Origin of the sequence: Collimonas sp. OK607 (assembly GCF_900111995.1) — a bacterium.
GTDB lineage: Bacteria > Pseudomonadota > Gammaproteobacteria > Burkholderiales > Burkholderiaceae_D > Collimonas.
The window spans coordinates 1-16,647 of the sequence record NZ_FOKF01000050.1 but is presented as its reverse complement, the minus strand read 5'-3'; the positions used below and the strand labels follow the sequence as shown (position 1 = coordinate 16,647).

The window sequence follows — 16,647 nt, the reverse complement described above, 5'->3', positions numbered from 1 at the left end:
CCTGGGTTGTCGGCATCAAATGCTGCAAATAAATTCAGGTACCGGATGCAGGCCCAAGCCATCAATGCCAAACTGGACGATTCGCCTCAACGCATCCATCGTTGTTGGGCGCGTAAGGAGCACTATGCACAATTCAGGTGCAAGACGCTTAAGTTCGCTTGTCAGAGCTCTCCTGTCATTCGTGCCAGAAGCTAAGCGCCAACAAAGCGCGCGCGAAGTGCCTCGATCTCGGCCGGAATGCGCGCGCATGCTTTGCGAATCGCTTCGGTGGTGTTCGAAGCCTGCAGCCGTTATGCCTTTCGATTCACACAATGTTGAGAATGCGTCTCTCAGTTTAAGAGGTAGCTTAAGAGCTAAAACAACATCGTTTTTCAAGATTTTTTCAGACTGATACAAATATTCGGTTGTCATAATTAAAATTCCTCATTGCTTACTGAGACTTGATTATTGTTAAAACCGCCATTTTCTTGGAGGGCAGCGCGATCAAATGCAGATTCACCCGCCCCCGACCAATTAAGACACGTTGATACGCTTGTTAACTCGCATCCCAGCGCTTCACCAATGCCAAGACATAGGAGGCGTTAAAAGAAAGATCCTTATAATCAGACATCTTGAAGGATGCTGTCTTGGCCAATCGAACAAGCACGGCAGCAACACTGTCGCGGCTTTCGCGCCGATGCGTAAGCGAAGACTCCGGTGTAACCTCCAAATAATTTCCGACCACCTCGACGCGGAAAGGGCTTTTATCCCGCTGGGTCAGAAATGTTTCTCCTTTTTGACTGCGGGCAAAGGCAAATAGTGTTTCTGCAGAAGGTATTTCTGATACTCCAACGTCATGGTTACCCGCGTCAGCTTTCCCTTGCAAGGAAGCATTTTTTTGTACAGGTTTTTCTGCGCTGTGGGAGATGGCGGATGAGTTTTTCGGTGGAGTCAGGCTATCCCTGATTTGCGTTAGCACGCGCCCATTCCACAGCGGTGTCATATCCTTGATCAAACTGCCTTCGAGCCCTGCGGCAAGGCTCACAGCAAATCCACAGTGCTCCTGCGAGGGTAAGGCATGCAACGCATAAATATCGACGGTACTGCCTTGCTTCAGCGCAGCGACAATATTCTGATGATTCTTGATGTTGGTCGATGCGCCGCTATTGGCTGTCACCGGCGGCGTTTTGTAACCTTGCAAACGCGAACGTAGGGTCGAAGCCGTCTTCCCCACGTACCTTAGTGCGCCGTCAACTGCAAAGGCATACAGCACGTCTTTTTTGTTGCCGATTACGTCATTCAGCTCAAGGCCAAGGCCTTGCTGCGTCAATATCCACTTCCCGGCAGGCTCAAAACCTGCGTCTTGCAATTTCGCTAGATTGATTGGCATTTTTGGCTCCTAGTGAGTGAGTTTTTTGATGTTATGTGCCACCGTGATAACCCTACCTTCTTCAGAAACAACCGCATAGCAGTCCAGGTAACGCGACACTTGGCTTGCCATCTGCCCGTAATGCGCCTTGATACTTCGGCGTGCGTTCTTGTCGAAAAAATAACGTGTGCAGTCCGCGCCCTTGGCAGGCTCGGCGCAGCCCCAATCAAGTAAAAGATCAACCACGACCGGTGGAATGCCACGTTGCTGCTGGCGAACGGCTGCGTGTTTGCTCATGTTCATGATTTTCTCCCGTTTTCTTTGCTGGTCGATTGTGACTATTGAGACTTCTGAATTTCTTCCTGCGCCTGGCGGCGCACTGCTGCCAGCTCATCATTGAGAAGAGCTTCTTTAACCCGTAGCGCGAACAAGTGGGGCGGGAAGTCGAGAATGTCCGCCAATTCCTTTAAAAATTCTGGATTGCCATATGCCGTTTTGTCCTCCGTCGTGACCCCAAAGCGGTCACCGAGCTCTTGAAAGCTGGTCAGTCGCGTCGTGTCGTAAAACGCCGCTAAACGTGCAATTACCGTTGAAAACAAATCTTTCGTGCTGAAGAACCTACGAATCATGAATTCGTTCGTTGCACCATCCATTCCGCGCCTGATCGGCACGTAGCGGCCACGTTCCTTTAGCCATGCCTTGGCGGCATCAATGGAAACCAGCGTGCGTCCAGAACGATTTTCTGTCGGGATCTGATTGGCACGTTTCGGATTGGCCAAAGTGCGTATCGACATTTCACCCATGCCGGACAGCAGCGCCAATTGACGTATGGTTAGCGCCGCGCCGTAGCCGCCTTGAGGCATATCCGTGGCGCCGCAGCCAAACAGATTGTCGAAATCTTCATCCTTGCCATCGAAATTAAAAAAGCGCGGTTGTCCTTCGAGCGTCAGCCTGGCATTGGCCAGCTCGACCGTTCGCAGGCAATTTGCAACGCTATCCTTGATGCCTTTGACGGCATCCTCACGATCAACGTCACCCCATAGACAGAACTTCACAAAGCTCGATTCCGCCATGTCCTTGACAATCGCAGCAATGGCAACGTGGTAACCGCCGGGTCCGAGCTCTTCGACGGTGTAATCGAGTTCACCGTGATAGGCGTATCGGTACATGGATTCGAGACTACGGGCAAGGTCAGAATCCTTGATATCGAAGTATGTGAAGTCGAGCTCAGCCGCCACAGCGTCCGGGTCTTCGAAGTCTATGTAGACCTCAGTAGACGACTTGTCCAAAAACCGCAATGTGGCCTCTCGATTCGCTATCGAACTAATCAAATTCACATGCAAGAGATAGAGGGAGAGAATGTCTTTCCGGAACTGCTCAAGTGTGAAGAGCACCAGGAACCGGTCTTGACCTGCCTCGTCGTTTGCCGATTCGTTGCTTACGGTGTTTTGCTTTACTGTCATTTTATTTGCCTACATTCAGTAACTATAAAGTGTTGATATTTTTGATTTGATGAGGGGAGCATATGCCACGGTTTTTTGTTTGTCAAATAGTGAATATACTTTATTTATAGTTTTGTTTTGCGGTTCGTCGCAAAGGACATTGATGCCTACAAGTAAGGGCACAAACCTGCTTATCTGGACACGATGCCGGTGTCCAAAAAACCTCCGTTTTGTGGAAGCCTTGAGCTATATGTATGCCAAACGAAAAATGGGCCTCGCATCCGACATTCTGAGGTTCGGCACACATAAAGATAAATCTGCGACCGCAACACCCAGAAGCGACGCAAGCTATCGCAAAACGACTATTTAAATTTAAAATAATAGACTACAATAGTTTTGTTAAACAGGTTAAATTCGTTTTTTATAGGTGGCTAAAATGTCAAAAAAAGCGATTGTAGTGGCACAGATTAGAGCAGGGCGGGCGCTTGTGGAATGTTCCCAGGAGGAACTTGCCAAAGCCGCAGGAATAGGATTGACCTCGCTTCGTGAGATCGAGGGACAGAAGCGGCCGGCCGACACGATGGCTGTCTCAAAAATCCGAAGCGCTTTAGAGAATAAGGGCGTCTATTTTGTCCCTAGCAGTCAAGATTACGGCCCCGGTGTCTGCCTAAGAGACAAACGGCCAAATATCATCCGACCACCAAGCACAATGATGAAGTGGGAGGGACTCCCGTTCACTGTGGAATGGCAGGGGAAAGAAGTTGCCGTTTTTGTCTCGCGTGAGGCTATAGAAGACCTCGGCGGTCACCAAGGAGATGAAACCGATGAGGTCTATTTACAGACTTTTGAGAAACACCGCGGAGACATCTTGGATGGTGTAGCCAAGGCTATCGTCAACCCGGCAAATTTTGATAAGAAAGGCTTACATGTTCGAGGACAGGATATTCCAGCCCTCGACTAGCTTCCGCCACGAATGGCCTGTGCGACTATCTTCAACGTTACCGGCTCCGAGTTGGTAACTATCGAGTGTTTTTCAACTTCGACGGTGTTGTTCGCATCGTCTACATTGAGGAAGTGAGTAAGCGCGATGAACGCACGTACTAATATCCAAATCCTAAATGGTCCCAATGGGGCGCCGGCCTTCGTTGTCATTCCCTACGCCGACTACATCCGCGAACATGAAGGCAAAGGCGACTACATTCCGCATGAAGTGGTCAGCCTCATGGTTGATAACGACTGGACACCTGTACGAGCCTGGCGTGAGCATCTTGGCCTTACTCAGAGTGGTATGGCTGAACGCCTCGGTGTATCTCAATCAGCGTATGCTCAACAAGAGGTCAGTGGCAAACTTCGCAAAACAAGTCGCGAGAAGATCGCTGCAGCCCTTGGAATTGATGCTGAATTATTGAATCTGTAATCAAACAGGTTCAACGGCCGGTGACACGGGTGGCATCGTATCGCCAATCAACCAAAGCGCAACAGCCTCACCGGTATTCATTTGAGCCAACTTTAACTAAATCCAATGCTCGGCAGGCAGTGGCAGGGCGCTGCTGCAGCACGCGAGGCAGGCAATGCGTTGATCGAGTTCGGCTTTGGCGAGTTGGAGTTACATCGGATTTACGCAGAGACCATATCTGAAAACAAGGCAGCGATAAAACTTTGCCAGGCGTTCAGAATGCGGATCGAATCAGAGCGTCCCGATGACCGATTCTTCAAATGTCGGATGTGGAGCACGACCGTCCTTGCCATCAGCCAAAATGAATGGCGAGCACGGAAGAAGCCAGGCTGAAGCCGTCGACCCGATGGCGCATTACTTTGAACGAAAGTCTCCTATCGCCGCGGATCATTGATCCCTGATCTTGCGCCATAGTGTGGTACGACTGATGCCGAGGTGCCTGGCTGCGGCTTCACGGTTGCCGCCGAAACGGGCCAATACTTGCGTGATGCTCTCGGCACCCTGTGGTGCGGTGCTTGAGGTCGCCGCTGCGATTCTGGGTGTCGACACTGGCATCGTTACCTGAGCAAATTCCGGCGCAACACTAAGGATGAAGGCAGGTGACAATGCCTGCAGCGGTTCAGCCGCCAGGAACAGCGCCAGTCTTTCCATCAGATTACGCACTTCACGCGCATTACCGGGCCAGGCGTAGGCGCCGAGCAGGGGCGCGCAAGCAATAATTTCAGCATGCAGGTTCGGATGCGGGCGGGCGCCAAGGGCGGCCAGCGCTTTTTTCAGGCACCATTCGGCCAGCACGATCAGATCTTCCGGACGTTCACGCAACGGCGCCAGCGTCAACCTCAATACCGCCAGGCGATAAAACAGGTCGGCGCGGAAACGGCCTTCGCGGACGCGCTGTTCCAGGTCGCAGTGGGTAGCGCTGATGATGCGCACATCGACCGCAATCGGGCGGGTGCCGCCAACCCGTACCACTTCGCGCTCTTCCAGTACCCGCAACAAGCGGGTCTGCAGCGCCAGCGGCATTTCGCCGATTTCATCCAGGAACAGCGTGCCGCGATGGGCCGCTTCGAACAGGCCGGCGTGGCCGCCGCGACGCGAGCCGGTGAATGCGCCTTCCTCATAGCCGAATAATTCCGACTCGAGCAACGATTCTGCAATCGCACCGCAATTGACCGCAACAAATGGTTTGTTGCCGATGATCGCGCGCGGATTCTCGCGGTGAATCGCTTGCGCGACCAGTTCCTTGCCGGTGCCGGTTTCGCCCTGGATCAGCACAGTGGCCTGCGATTTGGCATACAGTACGATTGACTGGCGCAGGGTTTCCATCATCGGCGAATCGCCGCGCAAATCGTTGAGACCATGCTTGGCGCGTAGCGTGTCGGCCAGCGGCGGACTACGGCTGTGGCTGCGGTTCGATTCCAGTTGCGTCAACCGCGCGATTTCCAGCGCGTCGTCGAAAGCCTGGCGGATCGATGCGGCGGAATAGACGAATACCGCGGCCAACCCGGCTTCTTCGGCCAGGTCGGTGATCAGGCCGGCGCCGACAATCGCCTTGACGCCGCTGGCCTTGAGCTCATTGATTTGTGCCCGCGCGTCTTCTTCGGTTGCGTAGTCGCGTTGCTGGATATTGATGCCGAATGCATTCTGGAATTCCTTGAGCGCCGGCATCGTGGACTGGTAAGTGATGATGCCGATGTCGGGCGTGATCTGGCGCGCGCGCGACAATGCCTGCAGCACGTCGAAGCCGCTGGCCTTGGCGATGACGACCGGGACCGATAACCGGCTTTTCAGATAGGCGCCGTTGGACCCGGCGGAGATCACCGCGTCGCAGCGCTCGGTTTCCATCCGTTCCCGGATGTAGCGCGCTGCTTCGTCGAATCCCAGATCAATGGGTTCGATAATCGCGCGGTCGTCGTATTCCAGCGTGATGTCGCGAAACAGGTCGGACAGGCGTGAGACCGAGACAGTCCAGATAACGGGCTTTTGGTTGGGGTCGCCGGCATCACCGGCCTTACGTCGGGCGGGAGGTGGATGTTGCATGTTTCAAATGTGCGTAACAGATGCGTTTCAATATGCGTCAATGTAACATCAAATGAAACAATTTCGCTGTTTATTTTGATGCCAGCTGAATTTTTCCTGTGTCCATTTTTCTTTGTATGTTATTGATTTTATTTGATAATTTATTTTTTCGAAAATTTATCTGTCCGTGCCTCACTGCATGGCACAGTGATTGCTATATAAAGGGAAAGTCCCGGTGCAGACGTCTGCATGAAACAAATTAGCAATCCATCAGGAGAAGATATGACTCAATATTCCGCAGGCGCGGCTTTCCGCAAGGCGATGCAAGAAGAATCCCCGTTGCAAGTGATCGGCGCGATCAACGCAAATCACGCATTGCTGGCCAAGCGCGCCGGTTTCAAGGCGATTTACCTGTCTGGCGGCGGCGTCGCGGCGGGTTCGCTCGGTTTGCCCGACCTCGGCATCTCCAATCTGGACGACGTGCTGACTGACGTGCGACGCATCACCGATGTCTGCGACCTGCCTTTGCTGGTCGATGTGGATACCGGTTTCGGCGCCAGCGCCTTCAATGTAGCCCGTACCGTCAAATCGATGATCAAGTTCGGCGCGGCAGCGATCCACATCGAAGACCAGGTTGGCGCCAAGCGCTGCGGTCATCGTCCGAACAAGGAAATCGTCAGCAAGCAGGAAATGGTCGACCGTATCAAGGCTGCAGTCGATGCCCGCACCGACGAGAATTTCGTGATCATGGCGCGTACCGATGCGCTGGCAGTGGAAGGGCTGGAATCGGCGCTGGATCGCGCGATGGCCTGCGTCGAAGCCGGCGCCGACATGATCTTCCCGGAAGCGATTACCGAGCTGGCGATGTATAAACAGTTTGCCGCAGCCGTCAAGGTGCCGGTACTGGCCAACATCACCGAATTCGGTTCCACGCCGTTGTTTACTGTCGAAGAGTTGAAATCAGCCGATGTCGGCCTGGTGCTGTATCCGCTGTCTGCCTTCCGCGCAATGAACAAGGCCGCCGAAAACGTGTATAACGCAATCCGCCGTGACGGCACGCAAAAGAATGTGGTCGATACCATGCAGACACGCATGGAATTGTATGACCGGATCAACTATCACGATTTTGAACAGCATCTGGATGCCCTGTTTGCAGCCCAGAAGAAATAAGACACCGTATTTAAGGCATACCCTTTATACCTATTCCTTTCCGCCAGGAGAAAAAAATGAGTGAAGCACAAGTAACCAGTTTCAAACCAAAAAAATCCGTCGCACTGTCCGGCGTGACCGCAGGTAACACTGCACTGTGTTCCGTAGGTAAAACCGGCAACGATCTGCATTACCGTGGCTATGACATCCTGGATATCGCCGACACTTGCGAATTCGAGGAAATCGCCTATCTGCTGGTGCACGGCAAGTTGCCGACTGCCGCCGAACTCAAGGGCTACAAGACCAAGCTGAAATCCTTGCGCGGCTTGCCAGCCAGCGTCAAGGCCGCGCTGGAAGCGTTGCCTGCCGCATCGCATCCGATGGACGTGATGCGCACCGGCATCTCTGTGCTGGGCTGCACGCTGCCTGAGAAAGATGACCATAATGCGCCAGGTGCACGCGACATCGCAGACCGCCTGATGGCGTCGTTCGGCTCCATGCTGCTGTACTGGTATCACTTCAGCACCAATGGCAAGCGCATCGAAGTTGAAACCGACGACGACTCCATCGGCGGTCATTTCCTGCACCTGCTGCATGGCGTGAAACCGTCGGACTCATGGGTAAAAGCGATGCACGTTTCGCTGATTCTGTATGCGGAACACGAATTCAATGCCTCCACCTTTACCAGCCGCGTGATTGCCGGCACAGGCTCTGATTTTTACTCTGCAATCACCGGCGCAATCGGCGCCTTGCGCGGTCCGAAACACGGCGGCGCGAATGAAGTGGCATTGGAAATCCAGAAGCGTTACGACAATCCGGATGAAGCGGAAGCCGACATCCGCAGCCGGGTGGAGAACAAGGAAGTGGTGATTGGTTTCGGCCATCCGGTCTACACCGTATCCGATCCGCGCAACAAGGTCATCAAGGAAGTGGCGCGCAAGTTGTCGGCGGAAGCGGGCTCGACCGCAATGTTCGACATCGCCGAGCGTCTGGAATCAGTGATGTGGGAAGTCAAGAAGATGTTCCCGAACCTGGATTGGTTCTCGGCCGTCTCGTATCACATGATGGGCGTGCCGACTGCGATGTTTACACCGTTGTTCGTCATTTCCCGTACGTCCGGCTGGGCCGCGCACGTGATCGAGCAGCGTATCGATAACAAAATCATTCGTCCGTCGGCTAACTATGTCGGCCCGGATAATCTGGAGTTCGTGCCGATCGGTAAGCGCTAGTCGCTAGTCGTGTAAGGACCATGACGAACCGTAAAGGTCCGTTATGGTCCGCAAGTAAAGTAAAACCTGAGCCTGACCATTACCCATTTCCTGACTGAGCCATGAACACAGCAAATCGCAAACCCCTGCCAGGCACCAAGCTGGATTTTTTCGACACGCGCGCCGCGGTTGACGCCATCCAGCCTGGCGCCTACGACAAGCTGCCATACACCTCGCGCGTGCTGGCCGAAAACCTCGTGCGCCGTTGCGACCCTGCGACTCTGACCGATTCCCTGAAACAATTCATCGAGCGCAAGCGCGACCTGGACTTCCCGTGGTTTCCGGCGCGTGTGGTGTGCCATGACATCCTGGGCCAGACCGCACTGGTCGATCTCGCCGGCCTGCGTGACGCGATTGCAGCCCAAGGCGGAGACCCGGCCCTGGTCAATCCGGTAGTGCCTACACAACTGGTGGTGGACCATTCGCTGGCGGTTGAATGCGGCGGTTTCGATCCAGATGCGTTCGGCAAGAACCGCGCTATCGAAGACCGTCGTAACGAAGACCGCTTCGATTTCATCAACTGGACCAAGAAGGCGTTCAAGAACGTCGACGTGATTCCGCCGGGTAACGGCATCCTGCATCAGATCAACCTCGAGCGCATGTCGCCGGTTGTGCAGGTGAAAGACGGCGTCGCCTTTCCGGATACCCTGGTCGGCACCGACAGCCATACTCCGATGGTGGATGCGCTGGGCGTGATCGCCATCGGCGTCGGCGGCCTGGAAGCAGAAAGCGTGATGTTGGGCCGCGCCTCCTGGATGCGCCTGCCGGACATCATCGGCGTCGAGTTGAGCGGCAAGCCGCAGCCGGGCATCACTGCGACCGACATCGTGCTGGCGCTGACCGAGTTCCTGCGTGCGCAGAAGGTTGTGTCCTCTTATCTCGAGTTCTACGGTGAAGGCGCCTCCCACCTGACGCTGGGCGATCGCGCAACCATTTCCAACATGGCGCCGGAGTTCGGCTCAACCGCCGCGATGTTTTACATCGACGAGCAAACCATCAAATACCTGAAGCTCACCGGCCGCGACGACGCGCTGGTCAAGCTGGTGGAAATCTACGCCAGGGAAACCGGCCTCTGGGCTGACACTCTGAAGAACGCCGAGTACGAACGTGTCATCAAGTTCGACCTGTCCTCCGTGGTGCGCAACATTGCCGGACCTTCCAACCCGCACAATCGCGTGCCGACTTCCGAACTGGCTGCACGCGGCATCAGCGGCAAGGTAGAGAATGAACCAGGTTTGATGCCAGACGGCGCCGTGATCATCGCCGCTATCACCAGCTGCACCAACACCAACAACCCACGCAACATGATCGCCGCCGGTCTGTTGGCGCGTAACGCGAATGCTCGAGGCCTGAGCCGCAAGCCGTGGGTGAAAAGCTCGCTGGCGCCGGGTTCCAAGACGGTTGCACTGTACCTGGAAGCCGCCGGACTGATGCCGGAGCTGGAGACATTGGGCTTCGGCGTGGTGGCCTTTGCCTGCACCACCTGCAACGGCATGAGCGGTGCGCTGGATCCGGTTATCCAGAAGGAAGTAGTGGAGCGCGACCTGTACGCTACCGCCGTCCTCTCGGGCAACCGCAACTTCGATGGCCGTATCCATCCTTACGCCAAGCAGGCCTTCCTGGCCTCGCCGCCGCTGGTGGTGGCTTATGCCATTGCCGGCACCATCCGTTTCGACATCGAGAAAGATATCCTGGGCGTCGACGCCGATGGTCATCCTGTGACCTTGAAAGACATCTGGCCGTCCGATGAGGAAATCGATGCCATCGTCGCCTCTAGCGTCAAGCCGGAGTTGTTCCGCAAGGTCTACGAACCGATGTTTGCGGTGGTCGCCGATAACGGCGAGAAAGTCAGCCCGCTGTATGACTGGCGTCCGCAGACTACCTACATCCGTCGCCCGCCGTACTGGGAAGGCGCGCTGGCTGGTGAGCGTACGATGAAGGGTATGCGCCCGCTGGCGGTGTTGGGCGACAACATCACTACCGACCATCTGTCACCGTCGAACGCCATCATGCTCGATAGCGCAGCTGGCGCGTACCTGGCCAAGATGGGCTTGCCTGAGGAAGACTTCAACTCCTACGCCACCCATCGCGGCGATCACCTCACCGCGCAGCGCGCCACCTTCGCTAATCCGACCCTGAAGAACGAAATGGTGATGGAAAACGGCAAGGTGAAAGCGGGCTCGCTGACGCGCATGGAACCGGAAGGCACGGTCACCCGCATGTGGGAAGCCATCGAGATCTACATGGAGCGCAAGCAACCGCTGATCGTGATCGCCGGCGCCGACTACGGTCAGGGCTCCTCGCGTGACTGGGCCGCCAAAGGCGTGCGCCTGGCAGGCGTGGAAGCCATCGTGGCGGAAGGCTTCGAGCGCATCCACCGCACCAACCTGGTCGGCATGGGCGTGCTGCCGCTGGAATTCAAGCCCGGCGTCAATCGCATCACCTTGAACATCGACGGTACCGAAACCTTCGATGTGATCGGTGAGCGTACGCCGCGCACGACGTTGACGCTGGTCATCAACCGCAGGAACGGCGAGCGCGTGGAAGTGCCCGTGACCTGCCGACTTGATACTGCAGAAGAAGTTTCGATCTACGAAGCGGGCGGCGTGCTGCAGCGTTTCGCTCAGGACTTCCTCGAATCGTCAACGGCTGCCTGAAGAGGACAACACAACTATGGCTCACGCTTTGACACACTTACCTCAAATCAAGATTGCCGCCACCTACATGCGTGGCGGCACCAGCAAAGGCGTGTTCTTCCGTCTGCAAGACTTACCCGAAGCAGCGCAGGTACCCGGCGCTGCACGTGATGCGCTGCTGCTGCGCGTCATCGGCAGCCCTGACCCTTACGGCAAGCAGATTGACGGCATGGGCGCGGCTACCTCAAGTACCAGCAAGACGGTGATCCTGTCCAAGAGCGGCAAGCCCGATCACGATGTCGATTACCTGTTCGGTCAGGTCGCCATCGATAAAGCATTTGTCGACTGGAGCGGCAACTGCGGCAACCTGTCCGCCGCGGTTGGTTCATTCGCGATCGCCAGCGGCCTGGTCGATGCCGCTCGTATTCCGCAAAACGGCATGGCAACTGTGCGTATCTGGCAGGCGAATATCGCCAAGACCATCATCGCGCATGTGCCCATCACCAACGGCGCCGTGCAGGAAACCGGTGACTTCGAGCTCGACGGCGTCACATTCCCGGCGGCGGAGGTGCAACTTGAATTCATGGCGCCGGCAGCTGACGAAGACGGTGAGGGCGGATCCATGTTCCCCACCGGGAACCTGGTTGACGACCTCGAGGTTCCGGGAGTCGGCACGCTCAAGGTCACCATGATCAACGCCGGCATTCCGACCATCTTCCTTAATGCGGAAGCAATCGGCTACACCGGCACCGAGCTGCAGGACGCCATTAACGGCGATGCCACGGCGTTGGCAAAATTTGAAACCATTCGCGCGCATGGCGCGCTGCGCATGGGCCTCATCAAGCATCTTGATGAAGCAACCAATCGCCAGCACACCCCGAAGGTAGCCTTCGTCGCCAAGCCAGCCGGTTACATTTCCTCCAGCGGCAAGCAGGTCGCCGCCGGCGATATAGACTTGCTGGTGCGCGCGCTGTCCATGGGCAAGCTGCATCACGCCATGATGGGCACGGCAGCGGTTGCCATCGGCACCGCCGCCGCAATCCCCGGCACGCTGGTGAACCTTGCCGCCGGTGGTGGTGCAAAAAGCGCGGTGCGCTTCGGGCATCCATCGGGCACCTTGCGCGTCGGAGCGGAAGCTAGCCAGGTAAACGGCGAATGGAGCGTGACCAAAGCCATCATGAGCCGTAGCGCCAGGGTGCTGATGGAAGGGTGGGTACGCGTGCCTGGCGATACGTTCTGATGGTCACAGCTATTTATCCAGGGACATTCGATCCCCTCACGCGCGGTCATGAAGATTTGGTGCGTCGTGCATCGGGTTTGTTCGATCGCGTGATCGTCGGCGTGGCCGATAGCAAAAAGAAGAAACCATTCTTTACGCTTGAGGAGCGCTTGGCGATCACCCGTGAAGAGCTTGGACATTATGCCAATGTGCAGGTCGAAAGTTTTTCCGGGTTGCTGGGCGACCTCGTCCGCGCTCACGATGCGCGGGTCATTGTGAGGGGATTGCGGGCCGTCTCGGATTTCGAATTGGAATTCCAGATGGCCGGCATGAATCGTCACCTGATACCCAATGTAGAGACCTTGTTCTTGACGCCGTCGGACCAATACCAATTCATCTCCGGCACCATCGTGCGTGAAATTGCCATCCTCGGGGGCGATGTGTCGAAATTTGTATTTCCGTCGGTGGTTGCAAGGTTTAACGCGAAGATGGGTTGCTGAATAAATCAAAATCGTAAATCAAAAACGGCGAATCCCCGGGGCCGATCCGGGTAAGCCTTCCTTTACACCTGCGAACAGCAGGTCGTGCCTTGGTATCAAGCGACTTTTTCTCCAAAATCGTCGGTTCTGACGATCCGCCTCAACTACCCAAATCAACTATCCAAATCATTACGCAGGAGTCGCGCGGTCCGCCGCTGCCGTTTCCTGTTGGCGACCCATCGATATTCCACAATGCGAAAAAATGCTTCCACATTGTGGAATATGAGAGTGAGGAAACTCGGAAATCAGAATTCATTTTTTTGAAATTTAATTTCGTATAGCAAAAAACTATATATAAGCTATTGAAAATAAACGAATTAATTTAAGTCATATGTCTTATATAAGACATGGTCGATGTCTAAAAAAACCGCTATTATTCTTCCATGCAGTTTGCTTCGATTTCACCACTCTGGTTTCGATACGAGAGTGAACAGATGCACCGACACACAATTCGTTTTTTTAATCTTGCTTTATTACCTAGGATATACAAATGTCACAATATCAAGACGACATCAAAGCCATTGCCGGTCTCAAAGACAAAGAAGGTAGTGCCTGGAATGCGATCAATCCTGAATCTGCCGCACGTATGCGCGCCCAGAACAGGTTCAAAACCGGTCTGGATATCGCCAGATACACTGCCAAGATCATGCGCGATGACATGGCAGGCTACGACGCCGACTCGTCCAAATACACCCAGTCTTTGGGTTGCTGGCACGGTTTTATCGGTCAGCAGAAGATGATTTCCATCAAGAAGCACTTCAACAACACCGACCGCCGCTACCTGTACCTGTCCGGCTGGATGATAGCTGCGTTGCGCTCTGAATTCGGCCCGTTGCCAGATCAGTCCATGCACGAGAAGACCGCCGTAGCAGGCCTGATCAAGGAGCTGTACACTTTCCTGCGTCAAGCCGATGCCCGCGAGCTGGGCGGTTTGTTCCGCCAGCTGGACGGTGCTCAAGGCGCCGCCAGGCAAGCCATCCAGGACAAAATTGACAACCACGTCACCCACGTAGTGCCAATCATTGCCGATATCGATGCTGGTTTCGGTAATGCTGAAGCGACCTACCTGATGGCCAAGCAGATGATTGAAGCGGGTGCATGCTGCATCCAGATCGAAAACCAGGTTTCCGATGAAAAGCAGTGCGGCCATCAAGACGGTAAAGTAACTGTTCCTCACGAAGACTTCCTCGCGAAGATCCGTGCCATTCGTTACGCGTTCCTGGAACTGGGTGTGGACGACGGCGTAATCGTTGCGCGTACCGACTCGCTGGGTGCCGGCTTGACCAAGCAAATCGCGGTAACTCGCGAGCCAGGCGATTTGGGCGATCAATACAACTCGTTCCTGGACGTTGAAGAAATTTCTACTGAGTCCATGAGCAACGGCGACGTTGTCATCAAGCGCGACGGCAAGCTTCTTCGCCCTAAGCGTTTGCCTAGCAATTTGTTCCAGTTCCGCGAAGGTACCGGCGAAGAGCGTTGTGTCCTGGATTGCATTACATCCCTGCATAACGGCGCCGACTTGCTTTGGATCGAAACCGAGAAGCCGCACATTGCTCAGATCGGCGGCATGATCAAAGCGATTCGTAAAGTTATTCCAAATGCCAAGCTGGTTTACAACAACAGCCCGTCGTTCAACTGGACACTGAACTTCCGCCAGCAAATTTTCGACCTGATGAAAAGCCAGGGCAAAGACGTTTCTGCTTACGATCGCGCTGCGCTGATGAGCGTTGAATACGACGCAACTGAATTGGCAATCGCTGCAGATGAAAAAATCCGCACTTTCCAAGCCGATTCGGCGCGTGAAGCAGGCATTTTCCATCATCTGATTACTTTGCCGACTTATCACACTGCTGCATTGTCGACTGACAACCTGGCAAAAGAATACTTCGGTGACCAGGGCATGTTGGGTTATGTTGCTGGCGTTCAGCGCAAGGAAATCCGTCAGGGTATCGCTTGTGTCAAGCATCAGAACATGGCCGGTTCAGACATCGGCGATGATCACAAAGATTACTTCAGTGGCGACGCTGCTCTGAAAGCATCCGGTAAAGACAACACCATGAACCAGTTCTGATAACTGAATCTGGTGTAAAAAAAGCTCGCTACGGCGAGCTTTTTTTATGGTGCGCCCAGCATGGGCGCACTCTTGTGGGTGCAAGTCCCACCGTGAGCTGGCCACAGCGAACGAAGTGAAGCGCAACTGCGGAAGGGTGACTGACCGTGGAAAGGAAGCGTGGAGCGAAACCGTGAGCCGATGAACAAGAACCGGATAGAAGGCGTTGCCGATCAGGGCGAGCGGGCCATAAACCGCGAAGCTCTTGTGGTCAAAGGAGAGGCAACGTAGATCCGGCGGTTGTGCGGTGAAGGAGTGCGCTCTTACCTGGGGAGATCTCGCCTCGCGCCTGAAAGGGCGACGGTGGAAACCGGAGCGAGAAGTCAGCAGAGGCCGTAGTAGCTGCCAGCACGGGGCGAAGGGCCGAACGAGAAGGAGCGTTAAACTACCATGTCGATGGGTAAGGCACTGCATCAGATGTCCGCGTCAGCGGAGCGGGTTGCGGCGTGCGACGGTGAAGCCGTCGTTCAAGCAGCCAGTGATGAAGCTCGTCCCACGCGGCACGGCACGGTGGACGCAGGGCCGGGCCTGCTTGCGCAGGTGCTAGCGAGAGAGAACATGCAACGCGCGTGGAAACGCGTGAAGGCAAACAAGGGTGCAGCAGGCATGGACGGCATGGATATTGCCGCGACCGGCCGCTATTTGGTGACCGCATTGCCGACCATCCGAGCTCAAGTGATGGCAGGCACGTACCGGCCCAGTCCGGTGCGTCGCGTCGGCATTCCCAAGCCCGATGGCAGCGAACGTGAACTGGGGATCCCCACCGTGGTCGACCGGCTGATACAACAGGCCGTACTGCAAGTGCTGCAACCGCTGATCGATCCCACCTTTAGTGAACACAGCCACGGCTTCCGTCCGGGGCGTCGTGCCCGCGACGCCGTGCTTGCTGCACAGCAGTATGTGCAGCAGGGTTACCGGATCGTGGTCGATGTCGATCTGGAGAAATTCTTCGATCGTGTCAATCATGACGTATTGATTGGTCGGTTGCAGAAACGCATCGGCGACGCCGGAGTGATCCGATTGATCCGGTCGTTCCTGAACGCCGGCATCATGCAGGATGGCGTGGTGACCGAACGTGGCCGTGGCACGCCGCAAGGCGGGCCGCTAACGCCACCAACAACAGAGCAAACTGCCGTATAAAATTAGGGCTGCGCATTTCAAGGGAGTGCCTGGCGCCGTGGTCCAGAAGCTGTTCTGACGTTGATGTGGATCTCGTTCTTGAGATGGTCACTCCCGCTGACAGGGAGGTGCAGAGATGACCCGAAGACGTAAAAATTGGCGTGTACGTTTGGCTTTCGAACCGAACCGCTATGCCCAAGAGCAGTTGCAAAAAACGTACGAGCAGATCAGTCCGATCGAAGCACGCGCAACGGCGCAGCCGTCCGATACGCGGCCTGCTGCGGCCAAGCAAGCGACCCTCAAGCGAGGTGGGCGATGAGCAAAGTTGCAATGATTGCGCTC

14 protein-coding genes and 2 pseudogenes are annotated in these 16,647 nt (G+C 55.3%); 11 read left to right on the top strand and 5 right to left on the bottom strand.

Annotated elements, in window-relative coordinates; all coding sequences use genetic code 11:
- Positions 1-15: 15 nt before the first annotated feature.
- From BM029_RS25770 to BM029_RS22755, 4 genes are all read right to left on the bottom strand, one after another.
- Entirely contained in the window at positions 16-411 is a 396-nt protein-coding gene (locus BM029_RS25770) for a hypothetical protein (RefSeq protein WP_139217324.1), read from the bottom strand.
- 124 nt (positions 412-535) lie between these two features.
- Positions 536-1,369, bottom strand: coding sequence for a GIY-YIG nuclease family protein (locus BM029_RS22765; protein WP_092439981.1), 834 nt, complete (start codon positions 1,367-1,369; stop codon positions 536-538).
- A gap of 9 nt (positions 1,370-1,378) precedes the next feature.
- Entirely contained in the window at positions 1,379-1,651 is a 273-nt protein-coding gene (locus BM029_RS22760) for a hypothetical protein (RefSeq protein WP_092439979.1), read from the bottom strand.
- Between the two features lie 35 nt (positions 1,652-1,686).
- Positions 1,687-2,811 (bottom strand): hypothetical protein, encoded by a 1,125-nt coding sequence (locus tag BM029_RS22755; RefSeq protein WP_092439977.1) that lies wholly within the window; start codon positions 2,809-2,811, stop codon positions 1,687-1,689.
- Between the two features lie 415 nt (positions 2,812-3,226).
- Between BM029_RS22755 and BM029_RS22750 the strand changes: the two genes are divergently transcribed.
- From BM029_RS22750 to BM029_RS26670, 4 genes and pseudogenes are all read left to right on the top strand, one after another.
- Positions 3,227-3,751 carry a DUF1488 family protein gene (locus BM029_RS22750; RefSeq protein WP_092439975.1) on the top strand — a complete coding sequence of 175 codons (525 nt, stop codon included), beginning with the start codon at positions 3,227-3,229 and terminating at the stop codon, positions 3,749-3,751.
- Between the two features lie 38 nt (positions 3,752-3,789).
- Positions 3,790-3,894, top strand: a pseudogene (locus tag BM029_RS26405) (type II toxin-antitoxin system RelE/ParE family toxin); the annotation flags it as partial.
- Positions 3,878-4,207, top strand: coding sequence for a helix-turn-helix domain-containing protein (locus BM029_RS22740; protein ID WP_092439973.1), 330 nt, complete (start codon positions 3,878-3,880; stop codon positions 4,205-4,207). The pseudogene BM029_RS26405 and the gene BM029_RS22740, both read left to right, overlap by 17 nt.
- A gap of 105 nt (positions 4,208-4,312) precedes the next feature.
- Positions 4,313-4,579, top strand: a complete 267-nt coding sequence (locus BM029_RS26670) for a GNAT family N-acetyltransferase (RefSeq protein WP_092439971.1) — start codon at positions 4,313-4,315, stop codon at positions 4,577-4,579.
- Positions 4,580-4,633: 54 nt separating this feature from the next.
- Here the strand turns inward: BM029_RS26670 and prpR are convergent, their stop codons facing one another.
- Positions 4,634-6,286 (bottom strand): propionate catabolism operon regulatory protein PrpR, encoded by a 1,653-nt coding sequence (gene prpR, locus BM029_RS22730; protein ID WP_092439969.1) that lies wholly within the window; start codon positions 6,284-6,286, stop codon positions 4,634-4,636.
- A gap of 261 nt (positions 6,287-6,547) precedes the next feature.
- Between prpR and prpB the strand changes: the two genes are divergently transcribed.
- From prpB to BM029_RS22685, 7 genes and pseudogenes are all read left to right on the top strand, one after another.
- Positions 6,548-7,435, top strand: a complete 888-nt coding sequence (prpB, locus tag BM029_RS22725) for a methylisocitrate lyase (protein ID WP_092439967.1) — start codon at positions 6,548-6,550, stop codon at positions 7,433-7,435.
- A 56-nt stretch (positions 7,436-7,491) separates the two neighbouring features.
- Positions 7,492-8,643, top strand: a complete 1,152-nt coding sequence (prpC, locus tag BM029_RS22720) for a bifunctional 2-methylcitrate synthase/citrate synthase (RefSeq protein ID WP_092439965.1) — start codon at positions 7,492-7,494, stop codon at positions 8,641-8,643.
- Between the two features lie 101 nt (positions 8,644-8,744).
- A complete protein-coding gene (gene acnD, locus BM029_RS22715) occupies positions 8,745-11,339 on the top strand; it encodes a Fe/S-dependent 2-methylisocitrate dehydratase AcnD (RefSeq protein WP_092439963.1) in 2,595 nt (864 codons plus the stop codon).
- Positions 11,340-11,367: 28 nt separating this feature from the next.
- On the top strand, positions 11,368-12,558 hold the full coding sequence (prpF, locus tag BM029_RS22710; protein WP_092439999.1) for a 2-methylaconitate cis-trans isomerase PrpF: 1,191 nt from the start codon (positions 11,368-11,370) through the stop codon (positions 12,556-12,558).
- Complete coding sequence (coaD, locus tag BM029_RS22705) at positions 12,558-13,037, top strand: pantetheine-phosphate adenylyltransferase (RefSeq protein ID WP_092439961.1); 480 nt, start codon at positions 12,558-12,560, stop codon at positions 13,035-13,037. Before prpF ends, coaD begins: the two co-directional genes overlap by 1 nt.
- Positions 13,038-13,566: 529 nt before the next feature.
- Entirely contained in the window at positions 13,567-15,147 is a 1,581-nt protein-coding gene (locus tag BM029_RS22695; RefSeq protein WP_092439958.1) for an isocitrate lyase, read from the top strand.
- 429 nt (positions 15,148-15,576) lie between these two features.
- A pseudogene (locus BM029_RS22685) lies at positions 15,577-16,299 on the top strand (reverse transcriptase domain-containing protein); the annotation flags it as partial.
- Positions 16,300-16,647: the final 348 nt, after the last annotated feature.